Annotated in this window: 21 protein-coding genes and 1 pseudogene; 10 read left to right on the top strand and 12 right to left on the bottom strand. The window is 68.2% G+C overall.

Annotation, left to right across the window (positions count from 1 at the left end; genetic code table 11):
- Positions 1-62 precede the first annotated feature (62 nt).
- Positions 63-1,686: pseudogene (locus PL79_RS14735) on the bottom strand (hypothetical protein).
- Between the two features lie 344 nt (positions 1,687-2,030).
- Between PL79_RS14735 and glyQ the strand changes: the two are divergent.
- The 5 genes from glyQ to PL79_RS14710 are packed head-to-tail and all read left to right on the top strand — an operon-like array spanning position 2,031 to position 7,485.
- Complete coding sequence (gene glyQ / locus PL79_RS14730; RefSeq protein ID WP_080294533.1) at positions 2,031-3,035, top strand: glycine--tRNA ligase subunit alpha; 1,005 nt, start codon at positions 2,031-2,033, stop codon at positions 3,033-3,035.
- Between the two features lie 22 nt (positions 3,036-3,057).
- Positions 3,058-5,157 carry a glycine--tRNA ligase subunit beta gene (glyS, locus tag PL79_RS14725; protein WP_044846809.1) on the top strand — a complete coding sequence of 700 codons (2,100 nt, stop codon included), beginning with the start codon at positions 3,058-3,060 and terminating at the stop codon, positions 5,155-5,157.
- 10 nt (positions 5,158-5,167) lie between these two features.
- Positions 5,168-5,731: a D-glycero-beta-D-manno-heptose 1,7-bisphosphate 7-phosphatase gene (gmhB, locus tag PL79_RS14720; RefSeq protein ID WP_044846810.1), complete on the top strand. Its 564-nt coding sequence runs from the start codon at positions 5,168-5,170 to the stop codon at positions 5,729-5,731.
- A gap of 43 nt (positions 5,732-5,774) precedes the next feature.
- Positions 5,775-6,539, top strand: a complete 765-nt coding sequence (locus PL79_RS14715) for a lysophospholipid acyltransferase family protein (RefSeq protein ID WP_044846811.1) — start codon at positions 5,775-5,777, stop codon at positions 6,537-6,539.
- A 46-nt stretch (positions 6,540-6,585) separates the two neighbouring features.
- Complete coding sequence (locus PL79_RS14710; RefSeq protein WP_044846841.1) at positions 6,586-7,485, top strand: M48 family metallopeptidase; 900 nt, start codon at positions 6,586-6,588, stop codon at positions 7,483-7,485.
- A 100-nt stretch (positions 7,486-7,585) separates the two neighbouring features.
- Here the strand turns inward: PL79_RS14710 and gloA are convergent, their stop codons facing one another.
- Complete coding sequence (gene gloA, locus PL79_RS14705) at positions 7,586-7,975, bottom strand: lactoylglutathione lyase (RefSeq protein WP_044846812.1); 390 nt, start codon at positions 7,973-7,975, stop codon at positions 7,586-7,588.
- Positions 7,976-8,359: 384 nt separating this feature from the next.
- On the opposite strand from gloA, the gene PL79_RS14700 reads away from it, so the two are divergent.
- Positions 8,360-9,295, top strand: coding sequence for a DMT family transporter (locus PL79_RS14700; protein WP_044846813.1), 936 nt, complete (start codon positions 8,360-8,362; stop codon positions 9,293-9,295).
- Between the two features lie 115 nt (positions 9,296-9,410).
- Here the strand turns inward: PL79_RS14700 and rsmA are convergent, their stop codons facing one another.
- From rsmA to PL79_RS14680, 4 genes are read right to left on the bottom strand one after another with little or no spacing between them, the layout of a single operon-like run.
- Positions 9,411-10,241 (bottom strand): 16S rRNA (adenine(1518)-N(6)/adenine(1519)-N(6))-dimethyltransferase RsmA, encoded by an 831-nt coding sequence (rsmA, locus tag PL79_RS14695; protein WP_044846814.1) that lies wholly within the window; start codon positions 10,239-10,241, stop codon positions 9,411-9,413.
- A gap of 49 nt (positions 10,242-10,290) precedes the next feature.
- Positions 10,291-11,280 carry a 4-hydroxythreonine-4-phosphate dehydrogenase PdxA gene (gene pdxA / locus PL79_RS14690; RefSeq protein WP_044846815.1) on the bottom strand — a complete coding sequence of 330 codons (990 nt, stop codon included), beginning with the start codon at positions 11,278-11,280 and terminating at the stop codon, positions 10,291-10,293.
- A gap of 11 nt (positions 11,281-11,291) precedes the next feature.
- The gene (locus PL79_RS14685; RefSeq protein WP_044846816.1) at positions 11,292-12,650 is read right to left on the bottom strand and encodes a peptidylprolyl isomerase; all 1,359 of its coding nucleotides are present in this window, start codon (positions 12,648-12,650) and stop codon (positions 11,292-11,294) included.
- Between the two features lie 51 nt (positions 12,651-12,701).
- The gene (locus PL79_RS14680) at positions 12,702-15,062 is read right to left on the bottom strand and encodes an LPS-assembly protein LptD (protein WP_044846817.1); all 2,361 of its coding nucleotides are present in this window, start codon (positions 15,060-15,062) and stop codon (positions 12,702-12,704) included.
- A 223-nt stretch (positions 15,063-15,285) separates the two neighbouring features.
- On the opposite strand from PL79_RS14680, the gene PL79_RS14675 reads away from it, so the two are divergent.
- Together PL79_RS14675 and murU are read left to right on the top strand one after the other, a co-directional pair.
- A complete protein-coding gene (locus PL79_RS14675) occupies positions 15,286-16,335 on the top strand; it encodes an aminoglycoside phosphotransferase family protein (protein ID WP_044846818.1) in 1,050 nt (349 codons plus the stop codon).
- A gap of 31 nt (positions 16,336-16,366) precedes the next feature.
- A complete protein-coding gene (gene murU / locus PL79_RS14670) occupies positions 16,367-17,089 on the top strand; it encodes an N-acetylmuramate alpha-1-phosphate uridylyltransferase MurU (protein ID WP_044846819.1) in 723 nt (240 codons plus the stop codon).
- A gap of 48 nt (positions 17,090-17,137) precedes the next feature.
- On the opposite strand, the gene PL79_RS14665 is transcribed toward murU, so the two are convergent.
- A complete protein-coding gene (locus tag PL79_RS14665) occupies positions 17,138-19,009 on the bottom strand; it encodes an ABCB family ABC transporter ATP-binding protein/permease (protein ID WP_044846820.1) in 1,872 nt (623 codons plus the stop codon).
- A gap of 175 nt (positions 19,010-19,184) precedes the next feature.
- Between PL79_RS14665 and PL79_RS14655 the strand changes: the two genes are divergently transcribed.
- Positions 19,185-19,580 (top strand): acyl-CoA thioesterase, encoded by a 396-nt coding sequence (locus tag PL79_RS14655; RefSeq protein ID WP_027789162.1) that lies wholly within the window; start codon positions 19,185-19,187, stop codon positions 19,578-19,580.
- Between the two features lie 40 nt (positions 19,581-19,620).
- On the opposite strand, the gene PL79_RS14650 is transcribed toward PL79_RS14655, so the two are convergent.
- Complete coding sequence (locus PL79_RS14650) at positions 19,621-20,103, bottom strand: nitrate reductase associated protein (RefSeq protein ID WP_044846821.1); 483 nt, start codon at positions 20,101-20,103, stop codon at positions 19,621-19,623.
- Positions 20,104-20,217: 114 nt separating this feature from the next.
- On the opposite strand from PL79_RS14650, the gene fdhD reads away from it, so the two are divergent.
- Positions 20,218-21,048 (top strand): formate dehydrogenase accessory sulfurtransferase FdhD, encoded by an 831-nt coding sequence (gene fdhD / locus PL79_RS14645; RefSeq protein WP_135801060.1) that lies wholly within the window; start codon positions 20,218-20,220, stop codon positions 21,046-21,048.
- Here the strand turns inward: fdhD and PL79_RS14640 are convergent.
- From PL79_RS14640 to cyoB, 4 genes are all read right to left on the bottom strand, one after another.
- Positions 21,033-22,208 (bottom strand): fatty acid desaturase, encoded by a 1,176-nt coding sequence (locus PL79_RS14640; protein ID WP_044846822.1) that lies wholly within the window; start codon positions 22,206-22,208, stop codon positions 21,033-21,035. The two genes, fdhD and PL79_RS14640, sit on opposite strands and share 16 nt — an antisense overlap.
- Before the next feature lie 95 nt (positions 22,209-22,303).
- Positions 22,304-22,636 (bottom strand): cytochrome o ubiquinol oxidase subunit IV, encoded by a 333-nt coding sequence (gene cyoD / locus PL79_RS14635; RefSeq protein WP_044846823.1) that lies wholly within the window; start codon positions 22,634-22,636, stop codon positions 22,304-22,306.
- Complete coding sequence (gene cyoC / locus PL79_RS14630) at positions 22,637-23,248, bottom strand: cytochrome o ubiquinol oxidase subunit III (RefSeq protein ID WP_044846824.1); 612 nt, start codon at positions 23,246-23,248, stop codon at positions 22,637-22,639.
- Entirely contained in the window at positions 23,248-25,260 is a 2,013-nt protein-coding gene (gene cyoB, locus PL79_RS14625) for a cytochrome o ubiquinol oxidase subunit I (protein WP_044846825.1), read from the bottom strand. The genes cyoC and cyoB overlap by 1 nt, the downstream gene beginning before the upstream one ends.
- Position 25,261: the final 1 nt, after the last annotated feature.

Below are 25,261 nucleotides of genomic sequence, written 5' to 3'. Positions count from 1 at the left end.
ACGACACCCCGGCAAGCCGCATGCAGGAAGCAACGACGCGCGACGGCGCGCCGGCCAGCCGTTCAGGCCGGCCGCGGCGCGGCCGCGGCCAGGCCGCGCAGATCCCGCGCGAGCGCTTCCAGCACCGGCGCCCATGCGCCGAACGTCGGCTGCCGGTACAGCGTCGCGGTCGGATACCACGGGCTGTCGGTGCGCTCGAGCAGCCATGGCCAGTGCGGATTCACGTCGAGCAGCACCCAGGTGCGTGCGCCGAGCGCGCCCGACAGGTGCGCGACCGACGTGCATACCGTGATCACCAGATCCAGCGCGCCGATGAACGCGGCCGTATCGTCGAAACTCTCGAGTTCGCCGGTGAAGTCCTCGATCGCGAAACCGGCCGCGCGCGCCGCGGCGACATCCGCGTCCGCGCCCGGCTGCAGCGAGTAAAACGCGACGCCGTCGACACCGCGCAACGCATCGGCATAACGCTCGAGCCCGACGCGCCGCAACGGATTGCGCTGGTGCCCCGCGCTGCCCGTCCATACGAGCCCGACCTTCAGCCGGCCGTCGCCCGCGAGCCGCGCTCGCCATGCGTCGCGCGCACGCGGATCGGCATGCAGGTACGGCACCGCCGCGCCGAGCGTCGACGTCTCCATCCCGAGCATCAACGGCAGGCCGATCAGCGGCACTTCGTAGTCGAATGCCGGCAGTGCGTCGACGCCGCCGCCCGCGCTGAACGCATCCGCGTGCGCGCCGAGGCTGCGCCGCATCAGCGTACCCACCTGCGGAAACGTGTTCCACGCGAGCGCCGCCCTCGCGGTGCACGCGCTCGGCGAGCGGCGCGCGAAGCGCGCGAACTGCAGCACGTCGCCGAGCCCTGCTCGCCCAGACGAGCAGCGTCTTGCCCGCGAGCGCTCGCCCTGCAGCGCGGGCCGGCAGCACGCCGGCGCCGCGCAGCTGCCGGCGGCGTCCCAGCGCGCCTCATGCCGCGCCAGCCGGCCGCGTAGTCGCGCGCACGAGCTGGATGATCGCGAGGTTGAAACGGAACGACGCATCGTCGGGCGCGAGCTCGCACGCGCGCGCCGCATGGCGCTCGGCGTCGTCCCAGCGTTGCGCCTCCTTCATCGCCATCGCGATGTTGTTCTGCGCGAGCGCATTGTCGGGCGCGATCTCCGCGAGCCGCGCCGCGCACGCGAGCGCGCCGTCGAGGTCCTGCGTCGCGAGCCGCGCGACGACCAGGTTGGTCCACACCTGCACGTCGTGCGGGTCGGCCGCCACAGCCGCGTCGAGCAGCGCGATTTCTTCGTTGCGGTCGCCGCCCGACAGCCGCAGCGCGATCGCCAGGTTGTTGCGCAGCGACGGCCAGCCCGGATCGAGCGCATAGGCGGCGCGGTACGACGCGACGGCGTCGGCGTGACGGCCGAGCATCTGCAGCGCATAGCCATGATTGAAACTCGCGCCGGCGCCCGGATGCACGCGCAGCGCGCATTCGGCCAGCGCGAGCGCGTCGCCGCCACGCTGCCGTGCGACGAGCGCCGCCGTAAGCTGCGCGAGCGCGGCCATGTCGACGGCGTGCAGATGGCCGGCGGCGGCGAGCCAGAGCGCATGCGCGTCGCGCTCGCCGCGCGCGTGCGCGTCGGCGGCCTGCCCGAGCAGCGCAAGCAGCGGCGGCATCAGCGGAATGAGGAGGTCGTTCGAATCGTCCATGCGGTCCGGAGTGGGCAATCGGTCGCGCGGCAGGCGTCGCGCGCGCCGCAATACGCGCATCTTAACGCCCGCGCAAAGCGGCGCGGCAGGCGGAGCGAGCAGCGCATCGCGACACCGCGCGCGAGCGCACCGCGCGCATCGACGACCCGCGCACAGGCCGCGCACGGCTCGCCCGAAACACCGCCGACGCCCCCTTCGTCCGCGTTCCGGCCGCATCCGGCCGCCGATCCGGTAAAATTGCACGTTTCAGCACACTAACAAGCCGCGCCGCCGCGCGAGCCGACCCTCCGGGCCCCGCCCGGAGCGCCGCCCGCAACGGAGCGCCAGCGCCACGAAGGCTCTTCATGCTTACGTTTCAGCAAATCATCCTGACGCTGCAGTCCTACTGGGACAAGCAGGGTTGCGCCCTGCTCCAGCCCATCGACATGGAAGTCGGCGCGGGCACGTCGCACGTCCACACGTTCCTGCGCGCGGTCGGCCCCGAGCCGTGGCGCGCCGCCTACGTGCAGCCGTCGCGCCGCCCGAAGGACGGCCGCTACGGCGAGAACCCGAACCGCCTGCAGCATTACTACCAGTACCAGGTCGTGCTCAAGCCGGCGCCGGAAAACATCCTCGACCTGTATCTCGGTTCGCTGGAAGCGCTCGGCTTCGACCTGAAGCAGAACGACGTGCGCTTCGTGGAAGACGACTGGGAGAACCCGACGCTCGGCGCGTGGGGCCTCGGCTGGGAAGTGTGGCTAAACGGCATGGAAGTCACGCAGTTCACGTATTTCCAGCAGGTCGGCGGCCTCGACTGCAAGCCGGTGCTCGGCGAGATCACGTACGGCCTCGAGCGCCTCGCGATGTACCTGCAGAAGGTCGAGAACGTGTACGACCTCGTGTGGACCGAATGGGAAGAGCAAGGCCCGAACGGCCCCGAGCTGCGCCGCCTGTCGTACGGCGACGTCTACCACCAGAACGAGGTCGAGCAGTCGACCTACAACTTCGAGCACGCGAACGTCGACCTGCTGTTCACGTTCTTCAACAGCTACGAAGCGGAAGCGAAGAAGATGATCGACGCGCAGCTCGCGCTGCCCGCGTACGAGCTCGTGCTGAAGGCCGGCCACACGTTCAACCTGCTCGACGCGCGCGGCGCGATCTCGGTCACGGAACGCGCGGCGTACATCGGTCGCATCCGCGCGCTGTCGCGTCTCGTCGCGCAGGCTTACTACGACTCGCGCGAGAAGCTCGGCTTCCCGATGCTCGGCAACCCGCCGGGCGTGCCGGGCCTCACCACCGACGCCCAGGACGCCGCCCAGCCGGCATGGGCGCCGCCGCTCAAGGTCGAACGCAAGATCGATCAGGACTGACGAGACGAGATTCAATCCACACATGACGCACAATCATCCCGCCCCCCTGCTCGTCGAACTGCTGACCGAAGAGCTGCCGCCGAAGGCCCTCGCACGCCTCGGCGACGCATTCGCCGAAGGCCTCGCGCAACGCCTCGCGGCGCGCGATCTCATCGAAGGCGAACTCGTATTCGAACGCTACGCCACGCCGCGCCGCCTCGCGGTCGTCGTGCAGAACGTGCGCGCCGTCGCGCCTGAAAAGCAGGTCCGCGAAAAGGTCCTGCCGGTGTCCGTCGCGCTCGACGCCGAAGGCCGGCCGACCGCCCCGCTCGCGAAGAAGCTCGCGGCGCTCGGCCATCCGAACCTGTCGATCGCCGATCTCGAGCGCGCGCAGGACGGCAAGGCCGAAGCGTTCTTCGTCAACTACTCGGCGGCCGGCGCGACACTCGCCGACGGGCTGCAGGCCGCGCTCGACGAAACGCTCGAGAAGCTGCCGATCCCGAAGGTCATGACCTACCAGCGCCCGGACGGCTCCGACGTGAAGTTCGTGCGTCCGGTGCACCGCCTGACCGTGCTGCACGACGACCGCATCGTGCCCGTCACCGCGTTCGGCGTCGATGCCGGCGACACCACGCTCGGCCACCGCTTCCTGTCCGACGGCCTCGTCGCGATCCAGCATGCGCGCGCGTATGCCGACACGCTGCGCGACAAGGGCCGCGTGATCGCGCACTTCGCCGATCGCCGCGAAACGATCCGCACGCAGCTGAACGAACACGCGAACGGCGACACGGTCGTGATGCCCGAGTCGCTGCTCGACGAAGTGACGTCGCTTGTCGAATGGCCGGTCGTCTATCCGTGCCGCTTCGAGGACGAATTCCTGCAGGTTCCGCAGGAATGCCTGATCCTCACGATGCAGACGAACCAGAAATATTTCGCGCTGACCGACGTCGCCGGCAAGCTGCGCTCGCGCTTCCTGATCGTGTCGAACATCGAGACGAAGACGCCGGGCGAGATCATCGAAGGCAACGAGCGCGTCGTGCGCCCGCGCCTCGCCGACGCGAAGTTCTTCTTCGAGCAGGACAAGAAGAAGCCGCTGGCCGAGCGCGTGCCGCTGCTCGCGAACGTCGTCTATCACAACAAGCTCGGCTCGGCGCTCGCACGCGTCGAGCGCCTCGAGGCGCTCGCCGGCGAGATCGCGCCCGCGATCGGTGCCGACGCCGCGCACGCGAAGCGCGCCGCGCGCCTCGCGAAGGCCGACCTGCTGACCGACATGGTCGGCGAGTTCCCGGAACTGCAGGGCACGATGGGCACGTACTACGCGCGCCACGACGGTGAGCCCGACGACGTCGCGCTCGCCTGCGCCGAGCATTACCAGCCGCGCTTCTCCGGCGACGCGCTGCCGACCACGCCGGTGTCCACCGCCGTCGCGCTGGCCGACAAGCTCGAGACGATCGTCGGCATCTGGGGCATCGGCCTCGCGCCGACCGGCGAGAAGGATCCGTTCGCGCTGCGCCGTCACGCGCTCGGCGTGCTGCGCCTGCTGCTCGAGAAACAGCTGCCGCTCGATCTCGTGTCGCTGCTGCGCACGGCCCATGCGCGCTTCGAAGGCGTGCCGGGCGTCGCCGAATCGACCGACGCGATCTTCGCGTTCTTCATCGACCGCCTGCGCGGCCTGTTGCGCGAGCGCGGCTACTCGGCCGGCGAAGTCGACGCGGTGCTGAGCCTGAACCCGACGCGCGTCGACGATCTCGTCGCGCGCCTCGACGCGGTGCGCGAATTCACGCGCCTCGCGGAAGCCGAAGCGCTCGCGGCGGCGAACAAGCGGATCTCGAACATCCTGAAGAAGTCGGAAGGCGGCGCGAACGGCACGGTGCAGCCGACGCTGCTCGTCGAGGCCGCCGAGAAGGCGCTGCACGAGCAGCTCGCGGCCGTGACGCCGCACGTACAGTCGCAGCTCGAGGCGCGTGCGTACACGGGCGCGCTGTCGGCGCTCGCCGCGCTGCGCGCGCCGGTCGACACGTTCTTCAACGACGTGATGGTCAACGCCGAGGATCCCGCGCTGCGCGCGAACCGTCTCGCGCTGCTGTCGGCGCTGCATCAGCAGATGAACTGCGTCGCCGACATCTCGAAGCTCGCCGCGTAAAGGCCGAACGATGCCGACCAGCCCCAACCGCAAGCTCGTCGTCCTCGACCGGGACGGCGTGATCAACGTCGATTCGGACGCGTTCATCAAGACGCCCGACGAGTGGATCGCGCTGCCCGGCAGCCTCGAGGCGATCGCACGACTCAACCACGCCGGCTATCGCGTGGTCGTCGCGACCAACCAGTCCGGCATCGGTCGCGGGCTGTTCGACATGGCCACGCTCAACGCGATGCACCTGAAGATGCATCGCGCGGCGGCCGCGGTCGGCGCGCGCATCGACGCGGTGTTCTTCTGCCCGCATACGTCGGAAGACCACTGCGAGTGCCGCAAGCCGAAACCCGGCATGATGCAGATGATCGCCGAGCGCTTCGAGATCGATCCCGGTCACACGCCGGCCGTCGGCGACTCGCTGCGCGACCTGCAGGCCGGCGTCGCGGTCGGCTTCCGGCCGCACCTCGTGCTGACCGGCAAGGGCAAGAAGACGCTCGCCGCGGGCAACCTGCCGGACGGCACGCAGGTCCATGACGACCTGCGCGCGTTCGCACTCGACTTCCTTTCACACGAACACGAGTGATGCGGCCGCCGCGCGCATCCTCCCTACTGTCAAACCCACGCCGATGCGCTTCGTCCGCTCCCTGCTGCTGCTGATCTATTTCATCCTGTACACGGTGCCGTACGCCACCGCGTGCTTCATCGCCTTTCCGTTCATGCGTCCCGACGCGCGCTACTGGATGGCGGCCGGCTGGTGCAAGTCGACGCTGTGGGTCGTGCGCTGGCTGAACGGCATCCGCTACCGGATCGAAGGCTACGAGAACCTGCCCGACGGCCCGGCCGTGCTGCTGTCGAAGCACCAGTCCGCGTGGGAGACGCTCGCGTTTCCGGCGCTGATGCCGAAGCCGCTCTGCTACGTGTTCAAGCGCGAGCTGCTGTACGTGCCGTTCTTCGGCTGGGCGCTCGGGCTGCTGCACATGGTCAACATCAACCGCAAGGAAGGCAAGAATGCCTTCGTGTCGGTGATCCGCCAGGGCAAGAAGCGCCTGTCGGAAGGCGCGTGGATGATCATGTTCCCGGAAGGCACGCGCACGCCGGTCGGCAAGCAGGGCAAGTACAAGACGGGCGGCGCGCGCTTCGCGATCGAAACCGGCGCGCCGGTCGTGCCGATCGCGCACAATGCAGGTCGGGTGTGGCCGCGCAATTCGTTCACGAAGTTCCCGGGCGTCGTCACCGTGTCGATCGGCAAGCCGATTCCGGTCGAAGGCAAGACGCCCGACGTATTGAACTCGCAGGTCGAAGCATGGATCGAAGCGGAAATGCGCCGCATCGATCCCGATGCGTATCGCCAGCCGGGCAATGCCGGCACGCGCGATGCCGCACGCGTCTGAATCACCCGGATTGCAGCCGTTGCGTACGACGAAACGAAGCGAACTGATGAAAAAGCGTCCGCGGCCACGGCCTGCCATCGTGGCACTCGATCATCGCCAGATGGACCTGCCGCTCTTCGACGGGCCGGCAGCATCGCCGCCACCGTCGGCGCCCGCCGCGCTGCCGTCGCCGCCTGAAGCGGCTGCGGCTCCCGCGGTGCCGCTCGATCCGGGTCCCGCACCCGATCGCTCCCGCGTCCGCACGTTCGCACTCGACAGCCGCGTGCTCGAATATCGGTTGAAGCGCTCCGCGCGCCGCACGATCGGCTTCACGATCGACGGCAGCGGGCTGTCGATCACCGCGCCGCGCTGGGTCACGCTCGCCGACATCGAAGCGGCGATCGCCGAGAAGCAGCGCTGGATCTTCGCGAAGCTCGCGGAGTGGAAGACCCGCACCGAGCAGCGCGCGCTGCCGCAGATCGACTGGCGCGACGGCGCGCAACTCCCGTATCTCGGCAAGACGATCACGGTCGCGCTCGGCGCGGGCGCCGTCGCATTCGACGCCGATGCGCAACGGCTGTCGCTGCCGCTGCCCGTGCAAGCCGACATGCAGCAGATCAAGGATCGCGTGCAGGGCTGGCTGCAGGGCGAAGCGAAGCGGATCTTCGGCGAACGCCTGGCGGTCTACGCGGAACGGCTCGGCGTCACGTATTCGATGTATGCGCTGTCGTCGGCGGCGACGCGCTGGGGCAGCTGCTCGAGCGACGGCAAGATCCGGCTGAACTGGCGGCTGATCCACTTCCCGATGTCGATCGTCGACTACGTCGTCGCGCACGAGCTGTCGCACCTGCGCGAGATGAACCACAGTCCGGCCTTCTGGCAGACCGTCGAATCGATCTTCCCGGAATTCCGCGAAGCGCGGCACACGCTCAAGCATCACCCGCCCGAACTGCTGCCGGCGCTTTGACGCGATCGGCCGCACCAAAATACAAACGGGCGATGCGGATTCCACCACATCGCCCGTTTTTCCTGCCCGCGACGCACATCGTGCGCCGCGCGCCCGGCGCTCAGTGCGCCTTCTTCTGAATGAACTCGATCTTGTAGCCGTCCGGATCCTCGACGAACGCGATCACGGTCGTGCCGTGCTTCATCGGGCCGGCTTCGCGGGTCACCTTGCCGCCTTGCGCCTTGATCTTGTCGCAGGCCGCGTACGCGTCGTCGACTTCCACCGCCAGATGGCCGAAGCCGTTGCCGAGATCGTAGGACGGCGTATCCCAGTTGTGGGTCAGCTCGAGCACGGTGCCCGCGCTTTCCGCTTCGTAGCCGACGAACGCGAGCGTGAACTTGCCTTCCGGATAATCCTCGCGACGCAGCAGCTTCATGCCGAGCAATTCGGTGTAGAACTTGATCGAGCGGTCGAGATCGCCGACTCGCAGCATCGTATGCAGCAAACGCATGTGTTGTACTCCTGTGGGGACTTTCCAGAAGCGGAAATTCTACCGGAGTCGGGTCAATCCCGCCGCCGGCGCCCCGTCCGCCGCCGGCCGATACCAAGCATCTGCACGGCGAGCGCGAAGCCCGTGCGGCGGTGGAAATCACCGCGCCCGACGGCCCCCGGCAAGTCCATCGATCGGGTAACATCCTCCCACTTCGCACCAAAAACGGGCATGCCGCCCGAAGCTAGAACGCGACCACCGCCTCATTCCAGCCACACAGCCTGCCGTGAGAAATCGCCGATTCGAGCGCGCCGGACGCGCCGTCCGTCCGCCGCTGACCATGTCTTTGCCCAAGTCTCTGCCCATGCCCCAGCCCGCTTCCCGCCGCATCGGCGAGGTGCGCCGATGACCGCGCTCGCCGGCACGCCGGTGCGACGCGCGCTCGACACGCGCGCCGTCGGCGTGATGCTGCTGCTGTGCGCGATCTGGGGCTTCCAGCAGGTCGCGATCAAGAGCACCAACGCGGCGATCCCGCCGATGTTCCAGGCCGGGCTGCGCTCGGTAATCGCCGCGCTCCTGCTGTGGGGCTGGGCACGCTCACGCGGCACGCCGCTGTTCCGCGCCGACGGCACGCTCGGCGCGGGCATCGCGGCCGGTGCGCTGTTCGCCGGCGAGTTCATCTGCGTGTTCTTCGGGCTCACGCTGACGAGCGCGTCGCACATGGCGATCTTCCTGTACACGGCACCGTGCTTCACGGCGCTCGGCCTGCACCTGTTCGCGCCGGGCGAACGGCTGCAGCGCGCCCAGTGGGCCGGTGTCGGCCTCGCGTTCGCCGGCATCGCGCTCGCATTCGCGGACGGCTTCCTGACGCCGCGCGCGCCCGGCGCATCGGTGCTGGCCGGGCTCGCCGGCGACGCGCTCGGGATCCTCGGCGGCGCGATGTGGGCCGCGACGACGGTCGTCGTGCGCTCGACGTCGCTCGCGCGCGCCAGCGCGAGCAAGACGCTGTTCTACCAGCTCGCGGTCTCGGCCGTCGTGCTGGTCGCGCTCGCCGCGCTGCTCGGCCAGATGTCGTTCGCGCACGTCACGCCGATCGCGCTCGCGAGCCTCGCGTACCAGTCGGTGATCGTCGCGTTCGTCAGCTACCTGTCGTGGTTCTGGCTGCTGACGCGCTACAGCGCGTCGCGGCTGTCGGTGTTCACGTTCCTGTCGCCGCTGTTCGGCGTCGCGTTCGGCGTGCTGCTGCTCGGCGAATCGGTCGGCTGGCGCTTCATGTCGGCGGCCGCGCTGGTGCTGACGGGAATCGCGCTCGTCAACGCGCCGCCGCGCCGGCGCGCGTAGCGCGACGCGGACGCGGTCCGGCAGCGACGAAAGCGACGCGAAAAAAAAGCTGCCCGCTCAGGGCAGCCTCGTCGATCGCGCTCGGGCAGGCGCCAGGTGCGACGCCCGCGTGCCGTTACTCCGCGGCCTTGCGCACCGCTGCAAGCGCCTGCGCGACGCCGACATATTCGGCCACGCTGACATCCTCCGCGCGTCGCGCGAGATCGAAGCCGAGCCCGTCGAAATCGATCGTCTCGCGGTAGTCGCCGAGCGTATTGCGCAGCATCTTGCGGCGCTGCGAGAACGCGGCGGTGACGACTTCGCCGAGCAGCACGGGATCGACGTCCGGCAGTTCGTGCGGCTCGTACGGAATCATCCGGACGATCGCCGAATCGACCTTCGGCGGCGGCTGGAACGATTCCGGCGGCACGTCGAGCATCTTCTCCATCACGTAGCGGTACTGCAGCATCACCGACAGTCGCGAGAACGCCTTCGTGCCGGGCTCCGCGACCATCCGTTCGACCACTTCGTTCTGCAGCATGAAATGCTGGTCGATGACCGCGTCGGCGAACGTCATCAGGTGAAACAGCAGCGGGCTGGAAATGTTGTACGGCAGGTTGCCGACGATCCGCAGCGACGGCTTGTCGCCGGGTGCCGCGAGCGAGCGGAAGTCGAACGCGAGCGCGTCGCCCGCGTGCAGCTCCAGCAGCGCGCCGAAGCGCTGCTGCAGGCGCCCGATCAGGTCGCGGTCGAGCTCGACCGCATGCAGCGGCGACTCGGGCGTCGCAAGACGCGCGATCAGCGGCTCGGTCAGCGCGCCGAGGCCGGGGCCGATCTCGACCATCCGCTGGCCGCGCGCGGGGCCGATCGTCGCGACGATCGAGTCGATCACGCCGTGATCGACGAGGAAGTTCTGCCCGAAGCGCTTGCGCGCGAAGTGGCCTTGGTGCTGTCTGCTGTTCGACATCGACTGAGAAAAACGAAAAATACGACGAATGAGGTCAGGCTCGTGCGTGTCAGGCCGCGCGGCGATGGCGCGCCATCGTGACGGCCGTGTCGAGCGCGGCGACCATGCTGCCCGGATCCGCGCGGCCCGTGCCGGCCAGATCCAGCGCGGTGCCGTGATCGACCGACGTGCGGATGATCGGCAGCCCGAGCGTAACGTTGATGCCCTCGCCGAAGGCCGCATACTTCAGCACGGGCAAGCCCTGATCGTGGAACATCGCGAGCACGCAATCGGCGCCCTCGAGATGGCGCGGCTGGAACAGCGTGTCGGCCGGATACGGGCCGCGCGCGTCGATGCCCTGCGCTTGCGCGCGTGCGAGCGCCGGCGAGATCACGTCGATCTCCTCGCGCCCGAGATAGCCGTTCTCGCCCGCGTGCGGGTTCAGCCCCGTCACGAGGATGCGCGGCGCCGCGAGACCGAAGTCGCGCCGCAGGTCGCGATCGACGATCGCCAGCGTCTCGACGAGCCCGTCGATCGTCAGCGCGGCCGACACGTCCTTCAGCGGCAGGTGCGTGGTCGCGAGCGCGACGCGCAGCGGCCGCTCGCCCGTGCCTGCCAGCATCATCACGACGCGCGGCGTGTGCGTGCGTTCCGCAAGGTATTCGGTATGGCCGGTAAACGGCACGCCGGCATCGTTGATCGTGCTCTTCTGCAGCGGTGCGGTGACGATCGCGTCGAACCGGCCCGCCACCGCGCCGTCGATCGCGGCATCGAGCAGCCCGAGCACGTAGCGGCCGTTGGCCGCGTCGAGCTTGCCCGCCTGCGCGGGCACGGCGAGCGGATGATGCTCGACCGACACCGGCTCGCCGCCCGCGAGCACCGCCCGGTCGGCACCGACGGCCGCCGCGCGTGCGTCGAGCAGCGCGGCGTCGCCGAGCACGGTGAAATGCGCACCGGGCCAGCGCCGCGCGGCATCCTGCAACGCCTGCACGGTCAGCTCCGGGCCGACACCCGCGGGTTCGCCGGTCGTGATCGCGATCTGCAGCGCGGATGCCGTCATGCGAAGCTCGCTCAGTTCGCCGGGCCGACGCCGCCGATCTTGTACTGCACGTACGACGAATCGCGCAGTTCACGCAGCCAGTCGGCGTACGCCTGCTCGGCCTTGCGCTGGCCGATCGCCTGGCGCGCGATATCCATCTGCTGCTGCACCGAGCCTTCCGCCTCGCGGCGCTCGACCACTTGGATCAGGTGGTAGCCGTACTCGGTACGAATCGGCTGGCTGATCTGGCCGGCCTGCAGGTTGTTCATCGCGCGCTCGAATTCCGGCACGGTCTCGCCCGGGCTGATCCAGCCGAGATCGCCGCCCTGCGACGCCGAACCGTCCTGCGAGTAGGTGCGCGCGAACTTCTCGAAATCGCCGCCGGCCTCGACCTGCTTGCGGATGTCCTGCAGTTGCTGGCGTGCCTGGCCTTCCGACTTGCCTTCGCCGACGCGCAACAGGATGTGGCGCACGTGCGTCTGGACGATCTTCGGTGCCGCGGCGGTCGCGCCCTGGCTCTGGCGGCGGTCGACGAGACGCACGATCTCGAAGCCGTCCGGCACGCGGATCAGCGTCGGGTTGACCTGGCCGGGGCGGAGCTTCGACGCGGCTTCGACGACGTCGGCCGGCAGCGCGGACGGCGCCTTGAAGCCGAGGTCGCCGCCCTTCTTCGCGTCGTTCGCTTCCGAATTGTTCTTCGCGAGCTTCTCGAAATCGGCGCCCGACGTGGCCTGCTGCAGCAGCGCGTCGGCCTTCTTCTGCGCGGCTTCGATGTCGGCTTGCGGCGCGTTGGTCGGCGCCTTGATGAAGATGTGCTGGAAGCGCAGGTCCTGCTGCTGCGATGCGCTCGGCCCGCGCTGGCTCGCGATGTAGTTCGCGACCTCGGCGTCCGACACGGTGATCTTGCCGTCGACCTCGCGCTCGCGCAGCTTCGACAGCATCAACTCGGTGCGGGCGTCGCTCGTGAACACGCTCCAGGGCACGCCTTGCGCGACGATGCGCGCGCGGTACTGCTCGAGCGTCATCCCGTTCGCCTGCGCGAGGCGCTGCAGCGTGGACTGCACGGTGGCATCGTCGATGCGGATCCCGTCGTCCTTGGCCTTCTGCACCTGGATGCGTTCGAGCACCATCTGGTTCAGCACCTGCGCGCGCAGCTGGTCGGCCGGCGGCACGGGCGCGTTCTGCTGCTGCAGCCGGCGCGAGATCAGGCCGACGCGCTGGTCGAGTTCGCGGCCCGTGATCACGTCGTTGTTGACGACCGCGACGACTTCGTCGGCGAGCTGCGCGCCTTGCGAACCGAGCGCCTGCGCCGCGGCCGGCGCAGCGGCGAGCAGCGCGGCGGCGGCGGCGAGGCTGGACACGACTGCCGCGAAACGAAGGGTTTTCTTCATTGCCACTGATACTCCATTGAAATCGTGCTGACCGGTGCAGACAAGCCGGCGTTACTCGTAGTTGCTGAAGCGGGACATCGGCGGCGGCGCGGACGGCAGCGGCGTGTAGCCCGGCACCCCGGCGCGGAATGCGGCCACGAGACCGTTGTCGACGCTCGACAGCCCCTTCAACGTCAGCTGCATCATGAAGCGCGTCGACGAATTCTGCTGCCCCGACGTGTTCACGCCGTTCGCGTACCGCTGGACCCCGACTCCGAGCGCCCAGCAATCCGCGTCGTATTGTAAGCCGAGCAGACCGTCGACGACCCGGTCGGCGGCCAGGTCGTAGTTGAAGCGGCCGATCGCATACAGGCGGCGCGTGAGCGGCCACTGCGCGGACACCAGGAACTGGTTGATCGGCTGGTTGTCGAGCGTCGTGTTCGCACGCGTATAGCGGTAGCCGACGTTGATCACGCGGCGCTCGCCCGGGCTGAAACCGAAACCGATGCTCGACTTCACGAGCTGGTTGTTGTTCTGGTTGTACTGGAACGCCGTCTCCGACATGAAGCCTGAGCCGAGTTTCAGCGCGGCGCCGACGATCAGGTCGGAGTGGCGCGCCAGCACGGCGCTCTGGCCGGAGTTCAGCGTCACGCGCTGGTCGGCGAAATAGTACTGCTGCGCGACCACGAAGCGCGCGCGCTCGTCGCCGGTGCGCGGATCGATGAAACGCGACGTCAGGCCGGCCGTGATCCGGTTCGCATCGGCTATCCGGTCGTTGCCGACGAACGTGTTCGGCTGGTAGATCTCCGCGAGGCCGAAGTCCGATTCCGCGGTGTCGAACAGCGGCGCGTTCGACTGGTCGCGATACGGCGTGTACACGTAGTACAGGCGCGGCTCGAGGGTCTGGATGAAGTCCTGGCCGAACAGGCGCACCGAGCGGTCGAAGATCAGGCCCGAGTCGAAGCTCACGGTCGGGATCGACTCGGTGAAGTGCTTCGGGCTGTTCGGCGTACTCGACGACAGGTGGTTCAGGTCGTAAGACGCGAAGTGGTACTGGACCTTCGGCACGGCGAAGTAGCCGGGGCCGTACACACCGTACGCGATATACGGGTTGAAGACGATCCGGTCGCCTTCGGTCATGTCGGCGGTCGTGATGCGGAACCGCGAATAGTCGGCTTCCGCGCCGAAGTCGAAGCCGCCGACGTTGTACTTCGTGTACTTCACGTTCAACTGCGGCTCGCGGCTGTACGGCGCGATCGACGGCGGCAGCGTCTGCCAGTGCTGGTAGCGCGCGAGCACCGACCACGGGCCGTTGTTGTACGTGAGGCCGGCTTCCTGCTGGTACAGCGTCTGCGTCCCGTTGATGAACTGGTTCATCGACCCAAGGTCTTCGGGAAACGTGTTGTCCGAGACCTTGTTGTAGTAGACGTAGCCGCCGAAACCGCCGCCGAAGTTCTGCTGGTGCTGCCAGTAGATCGCGTAGCGGTCGCGGTGAGCGAGCCGGTCATCCGGCAGGTAATTGGCCGTAAACGTGCCCGAATACGACGGCGACAGGTAGCGGAACGTCGCTTCGGTCTGCACGCCGCGCCGCGAGATGATGCGCGGCGTGATCGTCAGGTCGCGGTTCGGCGCGATGTTGAAGTAGTACGGCAGCGACAGCTCGAACCCGTTGTTCGAGTTCATCGAGAACGTCGGCGGCAAGAGGCCGCTGCGCCGCTCGCCCGACAGCGGGAACGTCATCCACGGGCTCGCGAAGATCGGCACGCCCTGGAAGAACAGCACGCCGTTGCGCGCGGTGCCTTCGTCGGCGCCGGTATCGAAGTCGAAGCGGCTGCCCTTGATGTACCACGCGGGGTTCGTCGCGCACTGGCACGCGGTGTAGGTGCCGTTGACGAACACCGAGCGCTCGCTGTCGAGCAGGTCGACGCGCTCCGCGCTGCCGGACCCGCCCGTCACGTTGAAGTGGTACTTCGGCGCCGTCATGAAGCCCTGGTTCGCCTCGACCTTCAGATGCGCCTCGGGGCCCGCGAACGACGTGCCGCCGTTGACCACCTTGACCTGGCCGTACGCGTCGGCCATGTCGGTATCCTGATCGTAGTGGAGCGCGTCGGCCTTCACGACCGCGTCGCCGCGGCGCAGCTCGGCCGAGCCCTTCGCGGCGAGGTCCTGATCGGCCGTGCCGCTCGTATGGTCGGCAATCACGAAGGTGGCCGGCTTCGCGCCGTCCTTCAGCGGATGATCCTCGAGCTGCGGGGCGAGACGCAGGTCCCACGGCGAGTCGAGCGGCTGCGGCTGCGCGGCCGCGCCCGACAGCTGCGCGTACGACACGGCCGGCACGAGGCCGGGCACGGCCAGGAGCGCGAGCGCGAGCCGCCGTTTGCGCGGCGCCCCGTCACCGGGGAAGACATTCGGGAATAGCGGTTTGGGCGGCATCTATCGTTTGGCGAATCGCCCCTTGTCAACCGCAGCTGCACGGCACATTCGCGCGCGGCGGGCCGCACCGTCGCACCGCGACTGCGGCTGAGCGCAAACCGGGGAGGCGATCGGGCGGACGGCGCGACAGGCGGCGGGCCTGCACGGCGGAAGCTGACGCGGGGCGCGTCAAAAAAGTCGTGGGGTATTATATGGCAAGACGTTCCCCCCTCCGCCGAGTTTCATGACGCCCCCATCCGCCGCATCCCAGCCCGACGCCCGCCTCGAAGCCCTGACCGCGTGGCTGCGCCCGCTCGCCGAGCGCTTCGCCCTCGACCTGACGACCGTCGCGCCCGCGTCGTCGGACGCCAGTTTCCGCCGCTATTTCCGGGTCGCGTCGGCCACGAGCCCCGGCGGCACGCTGGTCGCGGTCGACGCGCCGCCGCCCGAGAAGTGCCGCGAATTCGTCCAGGTCGCGCAGCTGCTCGCCGCGGCCGGCGACCACGTGCCGGACGTGCTGGCCCACGATTTCGACGCCGGCTTCATGCTCGTGACCGACCTCGGCCGCACGTCGTACATCTCGGTGCTCGATCCGGCCGACCCGGTCGCCGCGCGGCCGCTGATGCGCGATGCGCTCGACGCGCTGATCCGCTTCCAGCTCAGCTCGAAGCCGGACGTGCTGCCCCCGTTCGACGAGGCGTTCCTGCGCCGCGAGATGGAGCTGCTGCCCGAGTGGTTCGTCGGCCGCCATCTCGGCAAGCCGGTCACCGACGCGATGCGCGGCACGCTCGACCGTACCTTCGCGCTGCTGGTCGCGAGCGCCCATGCGCAGCCGCAGGGCTTCATGCTGCGCGATTTCATGCCGCGCAACCTGATGGTGTGCGAGCCGAACCCGGGCGTGCTCGACTTCCAGGACGCCGTGTACGGGCCGCTGACGTACGACGTCGTGTCGCTGCTGCGCGACGCGTTCATCAGCTGGGACGAGGAGTTCGAGCTCGACTGCTTCGCGTACTACTGGGAAAAGGCGAAGAAGGCCGGCCTGCCGGTCGATCCGGACTTCGGCGAGTTCTACCGCCAGCTCGAATGGATGGGGCTGCAGCGCCACATCAAGATCCTGGGGCTGTTCGCGCGCATCAACTACCGCGACGGCAAGCCGCACTACCTGAACGACCTGCCGCGCTTCCTGAATTACGCGCGCAAGGTCGCGCTGCGCTACCGCCCGCTCGTGCCGTTCGCGAAGCTGCTCGACGAACTCGAGGGCAAGGGCGCGGCCGACGTCGGCTATACGTTCTGACCGCCCTCACCGTCCTTCCCCTCAGCCGAACATGAGCACTACCCTGACCACGGCGATGATCTTCGCCGCCGGCCGCGGCGACCGGATGCGCCCGCTGACCGATACCCGCCCGAAACCGCTGCTCGAAGCCGGCGGCAAGCCGCTGATCGTCTGGCAGATCGAGGCGCTCGCGCGTGCGGGCATCGAGACGATCGTGATCAACCACGCGTGGCTCGGCGAACAGCTCGAGGCAACGCTCGGCGACGGTTCGCGCTGGGGCGTGCGGCTCGCGTACTCGGCCGAAGGCGACGCGCTGGAAACCGCCGGCGGGATCGCGCAGGCGCTGCCGCTGCTCGAACGCGACGGCCGGCCGACGGTGTTCGCGGCAGTCGCGGGCGACGTGTACTGTGCGTTCGACTACCGGACGCTCGCGCCGCGCGCCGCGCAGATGGCCGCGCTCGACGCGCCCGCGATGCATCTCGTGATGGTGCCGAACCCGCCGTTCCATCCGGACGGCGATTTCGTGCTCCGCGACGACGGCCGGCTGGCGCTCGCCGGCGCCCCGCGCGTCACGTTCGGCAGCATCGGCGTGTACGACACGCGGATGTTCCGCGACATCGTGCCCGGCACGCACCGGCCGCTCACGCCCTACTTCAAGGCGACCATCGAGGCCGGCCGCGCGAGTGGCGAATTGTATGAAGGAATCTGGGAGAACGTCGGTACGCCCGCCCAGCTCGGCGAACTCGACGCGCGGCTGCGCGCCGCCGCGGGCTGATCGTTTCGCGGCTGACCGCGCCCGGGCCACCCGGCGCGGCAGCCACGCTCACGCGGCCTCGGCTGCTTCCCCGCCCGCCGCCGCGCGCTGCTGCTGCAGCGCCCACATCTGCGCATACAGCCCGTCCGCGCGCACGAGTTCGTCGTGCGTGCCGCGCTCGACGATCCGCCCGTGATCCATCACGAGAATCTGCTGCGCGTGCACGACCGTCGACAGCCGGTGCGCGATCACGAGCGTCGTGCGATGCCGCGCGATCTGGTCGAGCTCGTGCTGGATCGCGCGCTCCGAGCGCGAATCGAGCGCCGACGTCGCCTCGTCGAACAGCAGCACCGGCGGATCCTTCAGCAGCGTGCGCGCGATCGCGACGCGCTGCTTCTCGCCGCCCGACAGTTTCAGCCCGCGCTCGCCAACCGGCGTGTCATAGCCCTTCGGCAAGGTCTCGATGAAGTCGTGGATGTGCGCGGCGCGCGCGGCCGCGATCACTTCGTCGCGGCTCGCGGTCGGCCGGCCGTACGCGATGTTGTAGTAGATCGAGTCGTTGAACAGCACGGTGTCCTGCGGCACGATCCCGATCGACGCGCGCAGCGAGTCCTGCGTGACATCGCGAATGTCCTGGCCGTCGATCCGGATCGCGCCGCCCGCCTGCCGGTCGAGATCGTAGAAGCGGAACAGCAGGCGCGACAGCGTCGACTTGCCGGACCCGCTGTGGCCGACCACCGCGGTCGTCGTGCCCGCGTCGATCGTAAACGTCACGTCGTGCAGGATCTGCCGCGACGCTTCGTACGAGAAGTTCACGTGCTCGAAGCGCACCTGCGCGCCGGCCACCGCAAGCGGCCGCGCGTCGGGCGCATCCGCGACTTCCTTCGCCGCCGACAGCAACCCGAACATCCGGTCCATGTCGGTGAGGCTCTGCTTCAGTTCGCGATACACGACGCCGAGAAAATTCAGCGGAATGTAGAGCTGCAGCATGAACGTGTTGATCAGCACGAGATCGCCGAGCGTCAGCTTGCCGGCCAGCACGCCCTGCGTCGCGCGCCACAGGATGAACACGAGCCCGGTGCCGATGATCGCCTGCTGGCCGAAGTTCAGCACCGACAGCGAGTTCTGCGAACGGATCGCCGCCTTGCGATAACGCTTCAGGTTCTCGTCGTAGCGCTGCGCCTCCCACTCCTCGTTGCCGAAGTACTTCACCGTCTCGTAGTTGATCAGCGAATCGATCGCCCGCGAGTTCGCGCGCGAATCGAGCTCGTTCATCGTGCGGCGAAAGTGCGTGCGCCAGTTGGTGACCTTCACGGTGAACACGATGTACGTGACCAGCGCCGCGAACGTCACGTACGCGTAGTACGCCTCGTACTTGACCACGAAGAAGCCGAGCACGAGCCCGACCTCGACGAGCGTCGGCAGGATGCTGTACAGCGAATAGGAAATCAGTTGCTGGATGCCGCGCGTGCCGCGCTCGATGTCGCGTGACATGCCGCCCGTCTGGCGTTCGAGATGGAAGCGCAGCGACAGCCCGTGCAGATGCCGGAACACCTGCAGCGCGAGCTGGCGCACCGCGCTCTCGGTGACCTTCGAGAACAGGATCTCGCGCAGCTCGGTGAACAGCGACGTCGACAGCCGCACGAGCGCATAGGCGATGACCAGCAAACCGACGCCGCCCGCGAGCACGATGCCGGCCGACTGCTCCGCGCGGCCGAGCGCGGTGAGCTGCTGCACGGCGGACAGGTGATCGACGATGCGCTTCATCACGACCGGCACGCCGAGGTTCGCGACCTTCGCGCCGATCAGGCAGCCGAGCGCGAGCGCGACGCGCCATTTGTAGGTAGCGAGGTACGGCAGCAGCGACCGGATGGTCTGCCAGTCGTTGCGGGGCCCGGTCGGAGCCGGCGCGGGCTCGCCGGAAGCGGAATATCGGCGCATGGGGATCAGGATCGGCGGCGGTGCCGGACGCGTGCCACGGCGGCCGACTCGCCCGCTTTCTCGTACAATTTGCGAACGTTGTATTGTCGCAGAAGCCGCTACGCGCCGCTGCCGGCGCCCTCGCCGGCCGGCCTGCGCGCGGCGGCGCATTTATTACAGGATGAAAGCCCCCGCCATGACCGATTCGACCCTCGAACTCCCGCAAAAGCAGCCCGCGCTGCGCGTCGTCCCGCAACCGCACGACGCGAACGTCCACGGCGACGTGTTCGGCGGCTGGATCATGTCGCAGGTCGACATCGCCGGCTCGATCCCCGCGAGCCAGCGCGCGAACGGCCGCGTCGCGACGGTCGCGGTCAATTCGTTCGTATTCAAGCAGCCGGTGTTCGTCGGCGACCTGCTGAGCTTCTACGCGACCATCATGCGCACCGGCAACACGTCGATCACGGTCGACGTCGAGGTGTACGCGCAGCGCATGCGCCTGATGGGCGAAATCGTGAAGGTCACCGAAGCGACGCTCACCTACGTCGCGACCGGCCCCGACCGCAAGCCGCGCCAGCTGCCGCCGCTGTAACGACGCATGCGCGCCGCGCGGCGGCGCCGCATGCGGCCCGTCAGTGCGTGGCCGTCAGCCCGAACTCCCGCATCGCGGGCACGAAGTCGTGATTGAGCTTCGGCTTGCGCGACAGCTTCACCAGCACGTAGCGCTGGAACGGCGCGAGCCGCTGCCACTGCGCGAGCGCGGGCGCCGGCAGCCCGGCCAGCGCGCTCTGCTGCACGAGCGCGTCCGGCACCGAGTCGGTCGCGCGCCAGCTCGGCTGCTCGTCCGGCTGAAACCACGACGGTTCGAGGTCGGCATGCGTGCGCAGCATTTCGAACAGCGCGTGATCGAAATTGGGCTCGATCGCGGTGTCGTCGTCGGCCGGAAAGCGCGCGAGCAGCTTGCGGTCCTCGAGCGGCAGCAGTTGCCACTGCTCCAGCGAAATCCGCAGACCGAAACGGTCGAGATTGAAACGCACGATCATCGGGATGTACGTGAGGTTTTCCGACGAATCGTGTTCGAAATTGAATAGCAGCGGAGCGTCGCTGAGTCCCATGGTCGTTACCTGAGTGGCGGATGCCGGCGCGGCCGGCCTGCCTGAGGTATTTTAGAACCTCTGCGCGCGAGCGGCGGACCCGATCGCCGCCGCCCCTGCCTCGAATCAACGGGAGTGCTCGTGAATCCGACCGAAACAGAAGAGCCGCGCGGCGCGATCGAGCTGTCCGTGCGCCGCACGCGCGGCGGCGCCGTCGAGACCGCGCACGACTACGTCGGCCAGGAATGGCCGGTCGCGCTAGTCTTCAACGGCATCTCGCACGCGGTGATGATGTGCACGCCGCGCGACCTCGAGGCGTTCGCGGTCGGCTTCGCGATCTCGGAAGGGATCGTCGAGCGCGGCAGCGACATCAAGGACATCGACGTGATCCTGCACGCCGACGCGCCGCTGCCGCACGCGGAGGTGCATCTGGAAGTCGTCCAGCAGGCGTTCGCCGCGCTGAAGGACCGGCGCCGCGCGCTCGCGGGGCGTACCGGCTGCGGCGTGTGCGGCATCGAAAGCATCGACCTGCTCGACCTCGCGCCCGAACGCGTACCCGACACCGGTTTTCTCGCGCGCCTCGCGCCCGACGCGCTCGCGCGCGCGGCCCACGGGCTGCCGGCGCACCAGGCGCTCACGCAGCTCACCGGCGGCCTGCATGCGGCCGCGTGGTGCGACGCAACAGGCGCGATCCGGATGGCGTTCGAGGACGTCGGCCGCCACAACGCGCTCGACAAGCTGATCGGCGCGCTCGTGCTGGCGCGCGCCGACGCGACCGACGGTTTCGTGTTCCTGTCGAGCCGCGCGAGCTACGAGCTCGTGCGCAAGTCGGCGCGGGTCGGCATTCCGATGGTCGCGACGATCTCCGCGCCGTCGTCGCTCGCGATCGAGATCGCGAAGGCGGCCGGCCTGCGGCTCGTCAGCTTCTGCCGCGAAACCGGCCACGTCGATTACGGCACCGCCTGAGCGGTCGCGGCGGGCGCGTTGCCCGCGGCTTCGGGAACCGCCCCCTGCCGCGCGCCCGCCGCGGCCGGCGCGCGCACCTCGGGTGCCGCCTCGCTCGTCACGTTTCCGCGATAGTCGGTCCAGAGCTTGCGGTCGGTGTCATAGAGCTTGCAGCGGCGGGCCGTGTCGAAGTACCAGCGCCAGCCGAAGCGCTGCACGACGATCCGCCCGGGCAGCATGTCCTCGAGCTTCGCCTGCGCCGGCTTGAGCCGGTACAGCGGCACGCTCATGTCGACGTGATGCGCCGTGTGCTCCATGATGTGGTGCAGCAGGCCGCCGATACCGAACGGAAACGTCAGGTGCAGCGTGGTCGACACGAACGGTGCGGCATTCGACCATTCGGCGCGGTTCGCGTGCCATGCGATGCGCGGGTCGGTATGGTGGACATACACGACGAAGCCGATCATCGAGCACCAGAACAGGAACGGCACGAGCACGCCGGTCGCGAGCAGCAGCGCGACGGATTGCTGCGTCTCGATCGCCACCCCGACGACGGCGGCGATCCACACGGCCGCGAAGCCCGTCACCAGCAGGCAGTCGCGCCGGAACACCGGCCGCGACGCACCGATATAGCCCCGGGTCGGGAAATACATCCGCAGCCACCAGATTTCGACGAGATAGTAGAGGCCCGGCGCCCATCCGCTCCGGTAGACGCGATCCAGCCACCGCCGCGCCGGCGACAGTGCGGCGAATTCCGCCGGCGTATGCGGCGCCCACACGAAATCGAAGCCCTTCAGGTTCGTATAGCCGTGATGCACGACGTTGTGCCCGACTTCCCACAGGCTGTAAGGCGTCAGCGACGGCAGGAAGGCGATGCGGCCGAGCCAGCGGTTCAGCCGGCGGTCGGGCGTCAGGCTCTGATGGCACGCGTCGTGCCCGATGATGAACAGTCGCCCGGTGATGAACCCGGCGGCCATCCCGCAGGCGATCTTGCCGACCGTCGACGGAATCAGCAGCGCGCCGGCGAACGCCGCGAACAGCAACAGGTAGTCGAGCACGAGCAGCAGGATCGGGCGCACGATCTCGCGCGTGGCGAACGGCACGAGCCATGCGCGGATGACCTTGCGGTGCGGGATCGGCTCGTCGGCGCGAACCGGTGTCTGGGAATCGTTGTTGACCATGATGCAGAAAGGCATGCGATTCGCACGCCCGAAAGAAAAGGAGCCGTGCGGCACGCACGGCGCAGCGGGACGGGACGGACCGCGCCCCGGGCCGGTTATCGCGACATCATGTTCATGCTGACGTTGTGCATCACCCACAGCGTCCCGACGATCAGGATCAGCGCGGTCAGCACCGTATAGCTGAACGCCATCACGTTCCAGCGCTGGCTGGACGACGCGTTCATGTGCAGGAAGCAGACGAGATGCACGACGATCTGCACGAATGCGAGCCCCGCGAGCGCGATGATCGCCGCCTTCGGCGCCAGCATGCCGCCCATCACGAGGCCGAACGACGCGGCCGTCAGCAGCACCGACAGCACGAAACCGACGAGGTAGCCGCCGGCCGTGCCGTGCGCTTCATCGTGGTGGATGAGTTCCGAATGGGCCATTTAGAGCACGCTCGCGAGATAGACGAAGGAGAACACGCAGATCCAGACGATGTCGAGGAAATGCCAGAAGAGGCTCAGGCAGGTGAGGCGCCGGAAGTCGCGCTCCGTCATGCCGGGGCCGCGGGCGATCTGCACGACGAGCACGACCATCCACAAGAGGCCGACCGCCACGTGCAGCCCGTGCGTGCCGACGAGCGCGAAGAACGCCGACAGGAATGCGCTGCGCTGCGGGCCCGCGCCCTGGGCGATCAGGTGCGAGAACTCCCGCAGTTCCATCGTGAGGAACGCGGCGCCCAGCACGAACGTCACCGCGAGCCACACGAACACCGTGCCGCGCCGGCGGCGCTGCGCGCCGAGCATCGCGAACCCGTACGTGATGCTCGACAGCAGCAGCGCCGCCGTCTCGAGCGCGACACCCGGAATGTCGAACAGGTCCTTCGCGGTCGGACCGCCGGCGAACTGGTTGCCGAGCACCGCGAACGTCGCGAACAGCGACGCGAAGATCACGCAGTCGGTCATCAGGTACAGCCAGAAGCCGAACACCGAATGCGACGGCGGATGGTGGTGCGCGCCCGGATGACGGGCGGCGCCCGCGAGAGATTGATACGACATCAGTTCGCCTCCAGTTCGACTTCCGGCGCCAGCGTGCCGATCCGCACGCCCGCGCGTTGTTCCTCGATCTTGCGGACGGTATCCGCCGGAATGTAATAGCCGTCGTTGTCCTGTGCGCTGTACAGCACCACCGTCGCGACGATGCCGACGAGCGCGGCGATCGCGAGCCACCAGATGTGCCAGACGAGCGCGAAACCGAGCAGCAGGCTGAAGATCCCGACGAAGAAACCCGCGCTCGTGTTCGACGGCATGTGGATGTCCTCGTACCTGACGTTCTTGCCGAGGCCGAGTCCGAGGCCCTTCGCCTTGCGATACGCGAGCTCGTCGAGTTCGTGCACGTTCGGGAGCACCGCGAAGTTGTAGACGGCGGGCGGCGACGACGTCGCCCATTCGAGCGTGCGGCCGTTCCACGGGTCGCCCGTCGCGTCGCGATACTGCGGCTGGTTGCGATTGCGCCAGCCGACCCACACCGATGCGACCTGGCACAGCACGCCGATCGCGATCAGCGCGACGCCGCACGCGGCGGCGACCAGCCACGGATGCCATGCCGGGTTGTCGTAGTGGTTCAGGCGGCGCGTCATGCCCATGAAGCCGAGCACGTACAGCGGCACGAACGACGCGTAGAAGCCGAGGAACCAGCACCAGAACGCGCGCTTGCCGAACTTCTCGTCGAGCCGGAAGCCGAACACCTTCGGGAACCAGTAGTGAACGCCCGCGAAGTAGCCGAACACGACGCCGCCGATGATCGCGTTGTGGAAATGCGCGATCAGGAACAGGCTGTTGTGCAGCACGAAATCCGCGCCCGGAATCGCCATCATCACGCCGGTCATCCCACCGAGCGTGAACGTGACCATGAAACCGATCGTCCACAGCACCGGCGCCGTGAATTCGATGCGGCCGCGATACATCGTGAACAGCCAGTTGAAGATCTTCACGCCGGTCGGGATCGCGATGACCATCGTCATGATCCCGAAAAACGCGTTGACGTCGGCCCCCGAGCCCATCGTGAAGAAGTGATGCAGCCACACGAGGAACGCGAGCACCATGATCACGCACGATGCATAGACCATCGTCCGGTAGCCGAACAGCGGCTTCTTCGCGAACGTCGCGATGACTTCCGAATAGATGCCGAACGCGGGCAGCACGAGGATGTATACCTCCGGATGCCCCCACGCCCAGATCAGGTTCAGGTACAGCATCGCGTTGCCGCCGGCTTCGTTGGTGAAGAAATGCATGTCGAGATAGCGATCGAGGCCGAGCAGCGCGAGCGCGACGGTCAGGATCGGGAACGTCGCCATGATCAGCACGTTCGAGCAGAGCGCGGTCCACGTGAACACCGGCATCTTCATCAGCGTCATGCCCGGCGCGCGCATCTTGATGATCGTCACGAAGAAGTTGATCGACGTGATCAGCGTCCCGACGCCCGAGATCTGCAGCGCCCACAGGTAGTAGTCGACCCCGACGCCCGGGCTGAACTGCAGCTCCGACAGCGGCGGATACGCGAGCCAGCCCGTCTGCGCGAATTCGCCGATCACGAGCGAAACGTTCATCAGGATCGCGGCGACCGCCGTCATCCAGAAGGAGAGCGAGTTCAGGAACGGGAACGCGACGTCGCGCGCGCCGATCTGCAGCGGCACGATCAGGTTGAAGAACGCGACCAGCAGCGCCATCGCCATGAAGAAGATCATGATCACGCCGTGCGCGGTGAAGACCTGGTCGTAGTGATGCGGCGGCAGGTAGCCGGGGCCGTTGTACGCGAGCGCGAGCTGCACGCGCATCATCACGGCGTCCGCGAAGCCGCGCAGCAGCATCAGCACCGCGACGACCAGGTACATCACGCCGATCTTCTTGTGATCGACGGACGTCAGCCATTCGCTCCACAGCCATTTCCACCGGCCCGCGACCGTCAGCGCGGCGACGATGCCCAGCACGACGAGCCCCATGAAGGCGCTCGCCCCCATGATGATGGGCTGATCGAACGGGATCGCCGAAAGAGTCAGTTTTCCGAACATG

The sequence above is a fragment of the Burkholderia sp. USMB20 genome (assembly GCF_000949135.2).
Lineage (GTDB): Bacteria > Pseudomonadota > Gammaproteobacteria > Burkholderiales > Burkholderiaceae > Burkholderia.
This window is presented reverse-complemented; position numbering and strand designations above follow the sequence as displayed.

What these genes read in the sequence shown, in the direction of transcription:
- gloA (WP_044846812.1), bottom strand. Translation starts at nt 7,975, where the DNA reads ATGCGTTTGCTGCATACGATGCTGCGAGTCGGCGATCTCGACCGCTCG.
- PL79_RS14700 (WP_044846813.1), top strand. Translation starts at nt 8,360, where the DNA reads ATGACCGCGCTCGCCGGCACGCCGGTGCGACGCGCGCTCGACACGCGC.
- cyoD (WP_044846823.1), bottom strand. Translation starts at nt 22,636, where the DNA reads ATGGCCCATTCGGAACTCATCCACCACGATGAAGCGCACGGCACGGCC.
- cyoB (WP_044846825.1), bottom strand. Translation starts at nt 25,260, where the DNA reads ATGTTCGGAAAACTGACTCTTTCGGCGATCCCGTTCGATCAGCCCATC.
- rsmA (WP_044846814.1), bottom strand. Translation starts at nt 10,241, where the DNA reads ATGTCGAACAGCAGACAGCACCAAGGCCACTTCGCGCGCAAGCGCTTC.
- PL79_RS14685 (WP_044846816.1), bottom strand. Translation starts at nt 12,650, where the DNA reads ATGAAGAAAACCCTTCGTTTCGCGGCAGTCGTGTCCAGCCTCGCCGCC.
- PL79_RS14640 (WP_044846822.1), bottom strand. Translation starts at nt 22,208, where the DNA reads ATGGTCAACAACGATTCCCAGACACCGGTTCGCGCCGACGAGCCGATC.
- gmhB (WP_044846810.1), top strand. Translation starts at nt 5,168, where the DNA reads ATGCCGACCAGCCCCAACCGCAAGCTCGTCGTCCTCGACCGGGACGGC.
- PL79_RS14710 (WP_044846841.1), top strand. Translation starts at nt 6,586, where the DNA reads ATGAAAAAGCGTCCGCGGCCACGGCCTGCCATCGTGGCACTCGATCAT.
- glyQ (WP_080294533.1), top strand. Translation starts at nt 2,031, where the DNA reads ATGCTTACGTTTCAGCAAATCATCCTGACGCTGCAGTCCTACTGGGAC.
- PL79_RS14665 (WP_044846820.1), bottom strand. Translation starts at nt 19,009, where the DNA reads ATGCGCCGATATTCCGCTTCCGGCGAGCCCGCGCCGGCTCCGACCGGG.
- cyoC (WP_044846824.1), bottom strand. Translation starts at nt 23,248, where the DNA reads ATGTCGTATCAATCTCTCGCGGGCGCCGCCCGTCATCCGGGCGCGCAC.
- PL79_RS14680 (WP_044846817.1), bottom strand. Translation starts at nt 15,062, where the DNA reads ATGCCGCCCAAACCGCTATTCCCGAATGTCTTCCCCGGTGACGGGGCG.
- PL79_RS14675 (WP_044846818.1), top strand. Translation starts at nt 15,286, where the DNA reads ATGACGCCCCCATCCGCCGCATCCCAGCCCGACGCCCGCCTCGAAGCC.
- murU (WP_044846819.1), top strand. Translation starts at nt 16,367, where the DNA reads ATGAGCACTACCCTGACCACGGCGATGATCTTCGCCGCCGGCCGCGGC.
- pdxA (WP_044846815.1), bottom strand. Translation starts at nt 11,280, where the DNA reads ATGACGGCATCCGCGCTGCAGATCGCGATCACGACCGGCGAACCCGCG.
- glyS (WP_044846809.1), top strand. Translation starts at nt 3,058, where the DNA reads ATGACGCACAATCATCCCGCCCCCCTGCTCGTCGAACTGCTGACCGAA.
- PL79_RS14715 (WP_044846811.1), top strand. Translation starts at nt 5,775, where the DNA reads ATGCGCTTCGTCCGCTCCCTGCTGCTGCTGATCTATTTCATCCTGTAC.
- PL79_RS14655 (WP_027789162.1), top strand. Translation starts at nt 19,185, where the DNA reads ATGACCGATTCGACCCTCGAACTCCCGCAAAAGCAGCCCGCGCTGCGC.
- PL79_RS14650 (WP_044846821.1), bottom strand. Translation starts at nt 20,103, where the DNA reads ATGGGACTCAGCGACGCTCCGCTGCTATTCAATTTCGAACACGATTCG.